The following is a 12,827-nucleotide window of genomic DNA, read 5'->3' on the forward strand; positions in this document are numbered from 1 at the left end:
ATAATTCCTTAGGCTACTTTCGCGTCGGAGGAAGAGTCGACAAGGTCTGACGGCGAAGAAAGGGTTCCGCGGATCGCCGTGGCCGCGGCAACCTGCGGTGAAACCAAGTGGGTCCGGCCGCCCTTTCCTTGACGACCTTCAAAGTTGCGGTTTGAGGTGGATGCGCAGCGCTCCCCCTCTGCTAATTGGTCCGGATTCATGCCCAAGCACATGGAGCAGCCAGCGAATCTCCATTCGGCTCCAAATTCGAGGAAGATCTTATCTAGGCCCTCGGCTTCGGCTTCCAGCCTGACTCGTGCCGAGCCCGGGACAACCATCATGCGGATATTGGGGTCCTTGACCTGCCCCTGGACGATTGCTGCAGCAGCGCGCAGGTCTTCCATGCGGCTGTTGGTACAGGAGCCGAGGAACACCGTGTCAACACGGATCTCCTTCATCGGAGTCCCCGCCTTCAGATCCATGTACGTCAGTGCACGTTCGCAGGCCGCCCGGGCGTTTTCGTCGTCGAAATCCTCGGGTGCCGGAACAACACCTGAGAGGGAAATGCCCTGGCCCGGGTTGGTGCCCCACGTCACGAAGGGCTCCAGATCGTCGGCGTCGAGGAATACCTCGGCATCGAAGGTTGCACCGTCGTCGGTTGCAAGCGTGTCCCATTCGGCAACAGCGGCATCCCAGTCCGCACCCTGCGGTGCGTGCGGGCGACCATTGATGTATTCGTACGTGGTGGCGTCGGGGGCGATCATCCCGGCACGTGCACCTGCCTCGATGGACATATTGCAGATGGTCATGCGAGCATCCATGGATAGCGAGCGAATCGCGGAGCCGCGGTATTCGAGCACATAACCCTGACCGCCGCCGGTTCCAATCTTGGCAATCACAGCGAGGATGATGTCCTTGGCGCTGACGCCCGGCTTCAAGGTGCCTTCAACGTTGATGGCCATGGTCTTGAATGGCTTCAAGGAGAGCGACTGGGTGGCCATCACATGTTCGACCTCTGAGGTGCCGATACCAAATGCCAAGGCGCCAAACGCACCGTGGGTCGAGGTGTGGGAGTCTCCGCATACGACGGTCATGCCCGGCTGAGTCAAACCCAGCTGCGGACCAACCACGTGCACAATGCCTTGTTCCTTATCGCCCAGCGAGTGCAGGCGCACACCGAACTCCGCGCAGTTCTTGCGCAAGGTTTCGATCTGAGTCCGGCTGGTGAGATCGGCAATGGGCTTGTCGATATCCAGCGTGGGAGTGTTGTGGTCCTCGGTGGCGATGGTGAGGTCCACACGGCGCAACTTGCGACCAGCCAAGCGCAATCCCTCAAAAGCTTGGGGTGAAGTCACCTCATGGAGCAGGTGCAGATCGATGTAGATCAGGTCGGGCTGACGAGCAGCTCCAACGCCTTCACCCTTGCGCACAACGTGTGCATTCCAAACTTTTTCGGCCAGCGTCTGTGCTGCCTGATGTGCGGCCATAACCGACTCCCTTACTTGAAACAAAGTCCTATGAGACAACTGTTTCATCGCAGCCTACGTAATATCCAGTAAGCGGACTTGCATCTCAAATAATGAGATAGCAATATCATAGTATGGACACATCAAGTGGCGTTGGCGTCATCGACAAAGCGGCCCAGATCCTCAATGCGCTTGAGGCCGGCCCCACTTCACTGGCCCAGTTGGTTGCCCTCACCAAAATTTCACGGCCCACGGTCCATCGCTTGGCTCAGGCCTTGGTTCACCACCGTTTGGTTGGCAAAGACATCCACGGCCGATTCGTCTTGGGTGGTCGCTTGGTTGAGCTCGCCTCGGCAGCCGGCGAAGACCGCCTCATCGCCGCGGCGGGACCGTTACTGATTCAACTTCGAGATGCCACGGGCGAAAGCACCCAGGTCTTCCGCCGCCAAGGCGACTACCGCGTATGTGTGGCTTCGGCCGAGCGGCCCGTTGGCTTACGTGACACCATTCCCGTGGGAACTCAACTGTCAATGCGTGCAGGCTCCGCCGCGCAGGTACTCCTTGCCTGGGAGGACCACGAACGTTTGCTTGATGGACTGCAGAGTGCCAGATTCACTCCCACGATTCTTGCTGGGGTACGTCGTCGCGGTTGGGCTCAGAGTCTTGGTGAGCGAGAGCCTGGAGTTGCCTCGGTTTCGGCACCAGTTCGTGGACCGTCGGGACGCGTCATTGCCGCGGTTTCCATGTCTGGCCCTATTGAGCGGTTATCTCGTCAACCCGGCAGGGCTCACCAAGAGGTTGTTGTCCAGACCGCCAATGCGCTGAGCGAAGCGCTGCGCAAAACAGGAGACTGAACCAACTCTCGTGGGGACGACTTTGGCGCCCGTCTATGGGCATTTCTAACCCAATCCCTTGCATCGTATTGCGTCCCCGTGAACACATAAAACCACCAAGCTAAGTGGCGAAGTGGTCGTAACCCTTAGCTACGTCCGGTTTCTTGCCATCAAGATAAATAGCGGGGCCCATGGCCTCGACCTCTATCGCCATTACCCGTCCAATGACACGGAACCCCACGGGCAGCTGCGTCGATTGAGGGAATGTTGCTAGGAGTCCGTGGTCTTCCCCTCCTCCAAGTACCCAATTCAGCGGGTCTATCTGGAGTCGTTCAGACGCTCTCTTCAACCGCTCCAGATCTAAAGTCAGCTTCGCGGTGTCCAGATCAAAGGCGACGCCGCTGGCTATGGCCATACGTTGAGCATCCTTCAGCAGACCATCGGAGAGATCCATCATGGCCGTGGCTCCGGCGCGCGCGGCTGCCGGTCCGGCAGCCAGCGGCGGCCTCGGGCGTCTCTGTACCAGTACCAGGGCGCTTTCTTCCGCGGTCCACTCCACATACGTTAATGGTGAATCCAGTAGGGCCAAGCCTGCCGCAGCAACTCCCAAAACACCATTAACGGCGACCATATCCCCTGGTTCGGCGCCGCTTCGAAGCACCGGCTTCTCAGTAGCCAAGTCTCCGGTGACAGCGGCCGTCACCGATAATTCGCCACCTCTCCCCAGGTCTCCCCCGCCGATGGCACAGCGAGTAGCTCCCAGTTCTCGGACAGCGGCACTAAAGCCGTCAGCAAAGTCCTCGACCCAAGCGACAGGTGTTGCGGGTGGCAGAGTCAGGGAGATCACCGCGGATGAAGCGTGGGCACCCATGGCATTAATATCGGAGAGATTCTGTGCGGCCGACTTCCATCCAATGTCGAAGCCGCTACTGCAGAAGCCGCTGGGCCAGCACAACCGGAAATCTTGGTTCTCGACCAAGGTGTCGACGCTGATGACAAACTTTCCGCCCGGAGCGGCAATCAATGCAGCATCATCTCCCGGACCCAGCAACGGGTCGAACGCCTTCAAACGCGGCAAAATCCTCCCCAGCAAACCGCTTTCGCCGAGATTTTCAACGGTCAGCGGTTCAGCTTTGGGCACGTTGTAAGGCTCCAATAAAGTTGTTGTGTCGGGTGATTTCATCCTCGACCGGCTTGACCACCGAGGCTCCAGCAACCACGCTGATCGCGCTCTGAAGGACTTTTCTGGCCTTTCGGGCTCTGGCCGCAGCCCCGATCCGCGCCACCAATGAGGTAGCCAGGCCCAAGACGATGCCCAAGAGAATTCCAATGCCGAGCATCAAGGTGGGAACCGGGAAGCCTTCAACCTTCGGCGCGGCAGGCACAGTGAATTGAAGATATTGCGCGCCAAACAAGGCACCAAGCCACAATGCCCCAGCTAATGCCGTGGCTAGAGAAATCCACTGAACGACCGAGATGATCGGCCACCACCAGGCGCCTCGGGTCGCACCAATATTGGTATTGGCGATGGCTTGGTCAAGTTCGTCTGGGAGGTTCTCGCGTCCCGCTCGTGCAGCACGGCGGATAGATCCCTGCCAAGCCTCGGGTGCACCAGAACTCGCCCCATCGGCAAAGCGTCGGACCGCAGAATCGGCTTGCGCCTTCTGAGCTGCACCCGCGGCCGGCAACGACGTCCGGTTCAACGTGGGGTTCACCTCAGCACTTTTGAGATTAAGTCGGCGAAGCGGATCCGGACGCATTTTTGCCAACCAACGCGTCAGTGGCCATCCGGTGCGCTTATGGGCATCTAACCGATAGGAAGTTCGTACGGCGTTGACCACCGTCTCAACACCCGAAGCCGCAGCCAACTCTCCGGTCAGTGTCCGCTTGGCAGCCTCGGCCGGGAGTTTGAGCACTTGCAGTGGCGCACCATCCACCATTTTTGCCGCAACTATGGCCACGTCGGCACTCAGGCGGTTGGTAACGGCGGCGCGTTCGGTCACGACCTTGGCGATCTCCTGCCGCAAGGCATCAACGCCTTCACCCGTGAGGGCAGAAACACCTAAAATCCGTGGAGCGGATAACCCATCGGAAACAAGAATCGACCGCAGGGAATCCACGACTGGTCCCCGTTCGGTTTCCCGGAGTTTATCGATTTGGTTCAGAACCACCAAGGTCACCGAGCCGTGTGTGGCTAGGGGCCTGATGAAGTCATGGTGTACGGCAGCGTCAGCATACTTTTGTGGGTCAAGAACCCAAATCAATACGTCAACTTGTCCCGCAAGCTTCGTGGCTATTTCTCGGTTGGCCGCCACTGTCGAGTCAAAATCCGGAAGATCGAGCAGGATCAGCCCGTTAACGTCTTTTTCGGCCCCAAAGATACCCCTTTTATCCAGCCGCAAGGGTGACTGCACGATGTGGCGTTGCTGCACGCCTAGCCAATCAAGCAAGGGATCAGACCCCGCTTGTCCCCAGATCCCGGCCAAGGGCTGGCTGGTGGTGGGGCGCGTGGCAGCGGCCTTGGCGAGGTCTTGACCTACCACGGCGTTGAAAAGGGTAGATTTTCCACTGCCGGTTGCCCCGAAAAAGCCCACGACCGTGTGTTCTGCAGAAAGAGTCCGACGCGTTGAAGCCAATTCGAGGACTCGCCAAGAAGCCGAACTAACCTCTTCGCCTAGTCGCTCCGCCCCCAGTTCGGTGGCTTCCTTCAGAGCTTCAAGACGCCGTTCCAATGGGCTGTCGGCGCTGGTTTGTCGACGGCGGCTCATGCACCCTGCTCTCTGGCTAGTCGGCGGACGGCCGCCGAATTTTTCTTCATGTCTGCAGCATCGTGTTCTGTCGGAACGTCTACTAGGTGGGAAAGGAATCGTTGCTTTTCGGTTTCCAGTAGCGCGGTGCAACGTGTGGACAATGAGTCCTTGGCTCGTTTTGTCAGTCGCCGTACGGCGTCCTCACCAAAGATCGCTTCGAGAAGTTTCTGGCCCACAACTGCTGACCCGCCAGCGATGCCAACTTCCAATCCCGTGAGTCCTGCGGTGGAGGCAAATACAACCACCATGAGGGCCACGGCCACGCCATTAACACCGAATGACACCATTCTCGCTGTCATCCGTTTACCGGCACCCTCGGTCCGAATGATCTCCATCAGATCTCCCTGCCACGCGCGCACCTCAGCGGCCACGTGTTCTGAGAACCGCGGCGAGAGCGAACTTAAATTAGCGGCAGCCGCAAGTGACTTACCCGCCGGATCCGCACGCCAACGCTCCTCGGTGGTCTCGCTGGCCTTGGCTGCTTGATCCACCACCACAGCGTGAAGACCCGTCTCAATCGCAGCAGCCACGGTGGTGACCGGCTTGGGTTTGCCGGTGAAGAATGCACCAACTCTGTCGCGCAAGCGTCCAATTCCCGATTCCAAGGATCTGAAGAATTCTCCCGTTCCCACAAAATCCTGCCATCGGGCAAGAACTTCGCCCCTGAGCAAGGTGCCATCTTGGACACTGACAAGAATTTCCTCGTGGGCTTGTTCAAATGCTTCATGCGCAAATTGCGCCAACCGCGCTCCGTTTGATTCTTGCTCCACCATGGCTTGGGAAATGGCGTCGCCTCGGTCAGCAAGATGGGCCAACACCCCGGCAAGGGTTTGCCTGGCAACTGCCGCCCTGGATTCGCTGTCAGCGGCGAGATAACCCAGCCACTGCTTCAACGGCGCCACGGAGCTAGGCGGAAGCATGTCTAATTCGTCGAGAGTCACCTCAGGAACAACAAAGAGCTGCGCGCTATCGAGGCCTTCACGTCCCAGCATTCCCCGTAGGTCTTTGGCTATTTCCTCTTCGACGCCCACCGGCACACGGTCAAGGACCACGGCTACAGTAATATTTCGCCCGGCTGCATCGGAAAGTAGCTTCCATGGAACAGCATCGGCATACCGGTTGGCCGTGGTGACAAAGATCCACAAGTCCGCAGCTGCCAGCAATTGTCCGGCTAGACGGCGATTTTCATCGGATATGGAATCTACGTCCGGAGCATCAAGTAGCGCTAATCCTCGGGGAACCGCATCATCTTGGAGGAGGATAATCGAATCGGTGAGCTTGGCATCCGGCGTAGCGCCTACCTGCGACGCTGAAATCTCATGACCCGTGCCGACAGCCGTTCCAGTAATGCGGCGGAGCCCAGGCAAGATCCGTTGGTTCTCCAGCCAAGGCAGATCTAGTTTGTGGTGCAACAGGATGGGCTGTCGCGTTGTTGGCCGAATGGCACCAGCTCGCGTTACAGGATGGCCGACGAGAGCATTAACGAGTGTTGATTTGCCTGCGCCCGTGGAACCTCCGACCACCGCTAATAATGGAGCGTCCAGGCTTCGGTATCGCGGCAAAATGTAGTCATCAAGTTGTTCTACCGCGGTACGAACATTTTCGCGTACTTCCTCGACGCCGGCGATATTCAGCGGAAGAACTCCTGCCGCGAGATTTTTCCTGACGGCGGTTAGTAGGTTGATGGCTTCCATGTCAGCGGGCATTGCTTCGCCGAGTGGCGCACTTTCCGATTCAGAGCCATTACTAGTAGTCACCACTACATCATGCCAAAGACTTGCCTGATTTATCCGCAAGGCTACCCGAGTCATTTTCGGGGACAGATCATGTCGGCTTAAAAACAAATGGCTCCAAACAAGGTTTGGAACCATTTGTGCTTGTGACCCCAACGGGATTCGAACCCGTGTTACCGCCGTGAGAGGGCAGCGTACTAGGCCGCTATACGATGGGGCCGTATAGCTGTAACGTTTTAGGACTGTTACCGTCCGATTCATCTGAATCGTGACCCCAACGGGATTCGAACCCGTGTTACCGCCGTGAGAGGGCAGCGTACTAGGCCGCTATACGATGGGGCCGTATGCTTTGCGCGGAGGACTTACGCCCTCCACGCAAACCGGTCCTCGCTTTCGCGAAGACCGTGACGCTGGGGTACCAGGACTCGAACCTAGAATGTTGGTACCAGAAACCAGTGTGTTGCCAATTACACCATACCCCACAGCGTTGATTCGCTCTCCAACTTCCTTTCGAAAGCTTTCCTGCGCCTCAGCACGAGAAATAACTATACAGTCGGATCTGCATAAAGTACAAATCGGCGGATCACTTGGACTGGCAACCCCCAAAAACCCCGTACTTACAGCGATCCGAGCGGCAAATCGGTGACTATTCTCGGGTCTTTCAGGTGATCTTGTTTTGTGATCTGGCGCACGAATTCGCGCAAATTTCTAGAGGGCTCGGCGCATCCGCACTGGTCAGTGCGGCGATCACTGAACGACCGTGAATAACTAGGATCCTGTCCCCGCCACGTGAGTGTCAGTTTGCCTGGCGAGCTGACACTCACGCGGTTGATCGTCCGCGGGACCCGATCCCTCGACGCCCGCTTCCAGCTGCTCAAGCTTGAACTCGCGCGCCAATGCATCGACGTAAGTGATGCCATCTGGCGTCGGTCACTAAAACGTCAATCCCTTGCGGAGAAACCCGCTCGCGCCGCTGACGGTGCCTTGCTGTAGGACCATGAAGATCGCCTTGGTCTCGCAATGGCCTTCTTTACGGCCCGGAACACTATGCCTTGGATCAGTGAGTATCGGGAAGATCCGAAAATCCGCACCAGAGATTGCATGAAAAGCGGCAGTCACCAAGGTTTTTCTTGTGCTTCTCCTTCTATGCCGAGGAGAAAGAAAAGCCCCAGCCCACCTGCGAATCGATATTCGTAGGTGGGCTGGGGCTTAGTTCTCGATATTGGTGTTGGTGATGGCTTCTTTAGCTATCGGGTGGCGCGGAAGGCGCGCACCCGGTTCAGTGAAGACTCTTTGCCAAGAATGACCATCGACTCGAACAGTGGCGGTGAAATACGCTTTCCCGAAACTGCGGTGCGAATCGGACCAAAAGCGTGGCGGGGCTTAACGCCCATTCCTTCCACCAATGCCGACTTCAAGACGTCCTGAAGGGTCTCGGCATCCCATCGCGCGGCAGACTCCAGCGCTTCGATGCCCGCGTCAAGAATCTCTGCCGTGTTTTCCGGCAGTCCCTTCAGGGCATCGGCGGCCGGCTCGATTGCAGAGTCCTCTGTGAAGAGGAACTCAAGCATTTCTGGCGCCTCACCGAGCAGCGTGATGCGTTCCTGTACAAGCGGGGCTGCTTCCGAGAGAATTTCATTCTCTCGATCACTCAGCTGCTCCCCCACCAAGTTATTGGCCTGGAGGTACGGGATTAGACGGTTGCGGAAGTCTTCTGCCTCGAGCATACGAACATGGGTGCCGTTGATAGCTTCAGCCTTCTTGATATCAAAGCGCGCCGGGTTGGAAAGCACGTTATGGACATCAAATGCTTCGATGAGCTGGTCTCGGGTGAAGATGTCTTCATCCGCACTGAGTGACCAACCAAGCAAAGAAAGGTAATTCAGAAGGCCTTCCGGAATGAATCCGCGATCGCGGTGCAGGAAGAGGCTGGATTCCGGATCACGCTTTGAAAGCTTCTTGTTGCCTTGGCCCATAACGTATGGCAGGTGACCGAACAGTGGCATGTACTCGGCCACTCCCACGTCGATCAAAGCGCGGTATAGGGCAATCTGACGTGGAGTGGAAGAGAGCAAGTCTTCACCGCGCAGCACGTGGGTAATGCCCATCAAGGCATCATCTACGGGATTAACGAGCGTGTAGAGCGGCTGCCCGTTAGCACGAACCACAACGAAGTCAGGAACAGATCCCGCCTTGAAGGTGATCTCCCCGCGCACGACGTCGGTGAACGTCAAATCTTCATCCGGCATGCGCACCCGCAACACGGGATCGCGACCCTCTGCACGGTATCCGGCAATCTGGTCTTCGCTTAGCTCGCGGTCAAATCCGTCGTAGCCCAGTTTCGGGTCGCGGCCGGAGGCCTTGTGGCGGGCTTCCACTTCTTCTGGAGTAGAGAACGACTCGTAGAGGTGGCCCGCTGCGCGAAGTTTGGCGATGACGTCGGCGTAGATGTCACCACGCTGGGACTGGCGGTACGGTTCGTGTGGGCCACCAACGTTAACGCCCTCATCCCAGGTGATACCCAGCCAGTCCAAGGCGTCTAGCAACTGGTTGTAGCTTTCCTCGGAGTCGCGCTTGGCGTCGGTGTCTTCAATGCGGAAAATCATTTTTCCGCCGGTGTGGCGCGCATAGGCCCAGTTAAACAGGGCTGTACGAATCAGGCCAACGTGCGGGGTGCCGGTCGGAGACGGGCAGAAGCGTACGCGGACGGGGGTTTCATCGGTCACGGTGGGAATGAGGGATACATCAGTCATGATGTACCCATTCTATGCCGCCAGTTCGCTCGGCCCGTCAAGAGAGTACAGGCGGCCTGTCGGTAAAGCACGTTAGGCGCTTTCGTCCCCTACTCGGGGATGAAAGCGCCTAACCTCTTAGTTCAATCTATGGCTCTATTTCAAAGATTTAGCGACGGAAGGTGTTGCTCAAAGTTCCGATGCCTTCGATCTCAATTTCCACGCGCTGACCGTCAACCACTTCGCCAACACCTGCAGGTGTGCCGGTGAGGATCACATCGCCCGGAAGCAGAGTGAAGGCGGCCGAAGCATAGGCAACCAGATCGTTGACGCCCCACACCATTTCCGAGGTGTTGCCGTCCTGGACCACAACGCCGTCAAGGCGGGTCATCAATTGAGTGTCCTCGTGATCAAGCTCGGTCTGGATCCATGGACCCAGCGGGCACGAGCCGTCCCAGCCCTTAGCGCGGGCCCACTGACCATCTGTTCGCTGGGCGTCGCGCGCGGTCAGATCGTTGGCAATCGTGTAACCAAAAATCACATCCTGGGCTTTGTCGGCCGGAACGTCCTTGCAAATACGTCCAATAACAACTGCCAGCTCGCCCTCATAGGATATTTCCTCCGAGAAGCTGGGCAATGTGATTGGGTCACCGGTTCCAACCACCGCCGTGTTGGGCTTCAGGAACATCAGTGGTTCGGGCGGAACCTCGTTACCCAATTCTGCCGCGTGGTCTGCATAGGTACGCCCGAAGCACACCACCTTTGAGCGCGGAATGATTGGGGCGAGCAACCTGACGTCTTCAAGCTTGTGCTTGACGCCGGTTGGCTTGATTCCTTGGAAGAACGGGTCGCCGGCGATGACGAGAACCTCGCCATCCTCCACGACGCCGTACATGGGGTCACTGTCAACGACAAAACGAGCAATACGCATGGTTTACAGCTTAGTGGCTTTGTGGCTACTAGATGCCCGTTGTGCCGCCGAGGCCTTAGCCACATCTTCTTCACTTTGATCCTCGTCATCTACGCCATCGGATTCTTCGTCTGGATATCCGGTGGGGTTTGCTGACTGCCATCGCCACATGTCTTCAACCATTTGTTCGAGACCACGTTCGGCCTTCCACCCAATTTCTTCACGGGCCAAGGTTGGATCAGCGTAGCTTGCGGCGACGTCCCCCGGGCGTCGGTCAACAATGTCGTACGGAACTTCTTTCTCGGAGATACGAGCGAAGGCCTGGATAACTTCCAGTACCGAAGAACCGTTGCCCGTGCCCAGGTTCCACGCATGTAGCCCACCATGATCCTGCAAGTATTCCAAGGCTGCTAGGTGGCCAGCCCCAAGATCCAAAACGTGAATGTAGTCGCGAACACCAGTGCCATCCGGAGTTGGGTAGTCTCCACCAAAGACGTTGACTTTTTCTCGTACACCAACGGCTACCTGGGCGATAAAGGGCATGAGGTTATTTGGAGTACCCTGGGGGTCTTCACCGATACGGCCAGACTCATGTGAGCCAACCGGATTAAAGTAGCGCAATTTAGCAATCGACCACCGTGAATCAGAGGCTGCGAGATCATCAAGCATGTACTCAATGTGAAGCTTGGTGCGTCCATAGGGGTTGGTTGCAGAAAGGGCGGTGGATTCGTTGATGGGAAGCTCGACGGTATCCCCGTAAACCGTGGCCGAGGAACTGAAGACCAGCGTTCGAACCCCGTGCTCATCCATCGCTTCGAGCAAGTTCAGGGTTCCGGTGACGTTGTTGCGGTAGTACGTCAACGGCTTGGAAACCGATTCTCCGACCGCCTTGAGGCCAGCAAAATGTATGACGGCTTCGGGTTTCGCCGCAGCTAAGACCTCGGCAACACGTTCCTGATCTAATAGGTCACCAACATGTAGGTGGGCTCGCTGCCCCGTGAGCTCGGCAACACGCCGCAGCGCTTCGGGCGAGGAGTTACTCAAATTATCGAGGACGTGAACTTGGTGCCCTTCTTCCAGAAGCAACAAGACTGTGTGGGAGCCGATGTAGCCGGCGCCGCCGGTGACCAAAATTCTCATGGACCCTAGTCTACGGAGAATACCTCGCATTCCCTTTATATCGGGTAGGGGAAGGAATTCTTAAGAATTCCTTCCCCTACCCGATAATGACGATGTGGTTAGACCAAACGTTCAAGCCAGCCGTGGCGGTCTTCTACCGCTCCGGTTTGAATACCAAGCAATTCATCGCGCAGAGCCATGGTGATTGCACCTGCGACTGCTTCCGGATCGCCGATGAGCTCGTCGCCGTTCTTCAACACACCTATTGGTGTGATGACTGCGGCTGTGCCGCAAGCGAAGACCTCAGCAATGTCTCCGTTGGCGATACCTTCACGCCATTCCCCCAAGGTGATGGTGCGTTCCTCAACTTCGAGCCCACGATCTTGTGCCAATTGAATGATCGAGGAACGAGTAATTCCTTCAAGGATGGTGCCGGTCAGCCGCGGTGTGACAAGCTTTCCGCTCTTCATCACGAAGAAGACGTTCATGCCCCCAAGTTCCTCAACGGCCTCATTGTTGAATGGGTCAAGGAAGAGCACTTGCTTGCAACCGTTTTGTTCGGCTTCGAGTTGGGCAATTAAGGATGCAGCATAGTTTCCGCCACACTTCGCCGAACCGGTGCCGCCACGGCCGGCACGAGCGTAATTATGGGAAACCCAGATACCTACTGGCTTCAGCTCACCGCCAAAGTAGTTTCCTGCGGGGGAAGCGATGACTCGGTAGGAGACGTTTCGAGCTGCGCGAACACCCAGGAATGCTTCGGTGGCAATCATGAAGGGGCGGAGGTAGAGAGCCTCCCCTTCGCCGTTGGGAACCCACTGAACGTCTGCGCGCACCAAGTTCCGCAACGAATCGACAAAGACGTCCTCATCAAGCTGCGGGAGAGCTAGCCGCTCGGCCGAACGGTTCAACCGGGCCGCATTGGCATGTGGGCGGAACGTCCAGACGCTGCCATCAGCATGTCGGTATGCCTTGAGGCCTTCAAAGATTTCTTGGCCGTAATGCAGAACCGAGGCGGCTGGGTCCATGGCAATCGGACCGTATGGCTCGATGCGGGCGTTGCTCCAGGTACCTGTGGAGTCTTCAGCTGTCGCTGCCCAATCAATGACGGCCGTGTGGTCGGTGAAGAAATCCCCGAAACCCGGGTTGGCTAGTATTTCCGCGCGCTCCTGATCACTTTTTCGGTGTGTTGAGAGATCTTCAATGAATTCCATGATGCCGTCAGGCTTCCTCTTCGACTGGGTA

Annotated in this window: 10 protein-coding genes and 3 tRNA genes; 2 read left to right on the plus strand and 11 right to left on the minus strand. The window is 57.3% G+C overall.

What is annotated here, in order from left to right; translation table 11 throughout:
* Window positions 1–8 precede the first annotated feature (8 nt).
* Entirely contained in the window at window positions 9–1,466 is a 1,458-nt protein-coding gene (gene leuC, locus KUF55_RS10500) for a 3-isopropylmalate dehydratase large subunit (protein ID WP_168153452.1), read from the minus strand.
* 113 nt (window positions 1,467–1,579) lie between these two features.
* On the opposite strand from leuC, the gene KUF55_RS10505 reads away from it, so the two are divergent.
* The gene (locus KUF55_RS10505) at window positions 1,580–2,299 is read left to right on the plus strand and encodes an IclR family transcriptional regulator (protein WP_132358042.1); all 720 of its coding nucleotides are present in this window, start codon (window positions 1,580–1,582) and stop codon (window positions 2,297–2,299) included.
* Window positions 2,300–2,399: 100 nt separating this feature from the next.
* On the opposite strand, the gene thiL is transcribed toward KUF55_RS10505, so the two are convergent.
* The 6 genes from thiL to KUF55_RS10535 form a co-directional block, all read right to left on the minus strand.
* The gene (thiL, locus tag KUF55_RS10510; RefSeq protein WP_255556964.1) at window positions 2,400–3,419 is read right to left on the minus strand and encodes a thiamine-phosphate kinase; all 1,020 of its coding nucleotides are present in this window, start codon (window positions 3,417–3,419) and stop codon (window positions 2,400–2,402) included.
* Window positions 3,406–5,046 (minus strand): GTPase, encoded by a 1,641-nt coding sequence (locus KUF55_RS10515; RefSeq protein WP_218816599.1) that lies wholly within the window; start codon window positions 5,044–5,046, stop codon window positions 3,406–3,408. Before KUF55_RS10515 ends, thiL begins: the two co-directional genes overlap by 14 nt.
* Entirely contained in the window at window positions 5,043–6,794 is a 1,752-nt protein-coding gene (locus KUF55_RS10520; protein ID WP_218818756.1) for a dynamin family protein, read from the minus strand. The genes KUF55_RS10515 and KUF55_RS10520 overlap by 4 nt, the downstream gene beginning before the upstream one ends.
* A gap of 174 nt (window positions 6,795–6,968) precedes the next feature.
* Window positions 6,969–7,041: transfer RNA gene (locus KUF55_RS10525), tRNA-Glu, on the minus strand.
* Window positions 7,042–7,090: 49 nt separating this feature from the next.
* Window positions 7,091–7,163: transfer RNA gene (locus tag KUF55_RS10530), tRNA-Glu, on the minus strand.
* A 68-nt stretch (window positions 7,164–7,231) separates the two neighbouring features.
* A tRNA-Gln gene (locus KUF55_RS10535) sits at window positions 7,232–7,303 on the minus strand.
* Between the two features lie 307 nt (window positions 7,304–7,610).
* Between KUF55_RS10535 and KUF55_RS10540 the strand changes: the two genes are divergently transcribed.
* Window positions 7,611–7,814 (plus strand): hypothetical protein, encoded by a 204-nt coding sequence (locus KUF55_RS10540; protein WP_218816600.1) that lies wholly within the window; start codon window positions 7,611–7,613, stop codon window positions 7,812–7,814.
* A 254-nt stretch (window positions 7,815–8,068) separates the two neighbouring features.
* Here KUF55_RS10540 and gltX read toward each other — a convergent pair whose 3' ends face one another.
* The 4 genes from gltX to KUF55_RS10560 form a co-directional block, all read right to left on the minus strand.
* Window positions 8,069–9,574 (minus strand): glutamate--tRNA ligase, encoded by a 1,506-nt coding sequence (gltX, locus tag KUF55_RS10545; protein WP_218816601.1) that lies wholly within the window; start codon window positions 9,572–9,574, stop codon window positions 8,069–8,071.
* Between the two features lie 148 nt (window positions 9,575–9,722).
* Complete coding sequence (locus KUF55_RS10550; RefSeq protein ID WP_218816602.1) at window positions 9,723–10,484, minus strand: fumarylacetoacetate hydrolase family protein; 762 nt, start codon at window positions 10,482–10,484, stop codon at window positions 9,723–9,725.
* 3 nt (window positions 10,485–10,487) lie between these two features.
* Entirely contained in the window at window positions 10,488–11,603 is a 1,116-nt protein-coding gene (galE, locus tag KUF55_RS10555) for a UDP-glucose 4-epimerase GalE (RefSeq protein ID WP_255556966.1), read from the minus strand.
* Between the two features lie 98 nt (window positions 11,604–11,701).
* Window positions 11,702–12,796, minus strand: coding sequence for a branched-chain amino acid aminotransferase (locus KUF55_RS10560; protein ID WP_218816603.1), 1,095 nt, complete (start codon window positions 12,794–12,796; stop codon window positions 11,702–11,704).
* Between the last annotated feature and the right edge of the window lie 31 nt (window positions 12,797–12,827).

Origin of the sequence: Paeniglutamicibacter sp. Y32M11 (assembly GCF_019285735.1) — a bacterium.
In the GTDB taxonomy this organism is placed as follows: domain Bacteria; phylum Actinomycetota; class Actinomycetes; order Actinomycetales; family Micrococcaceae; genus Paeniglutamicibacter.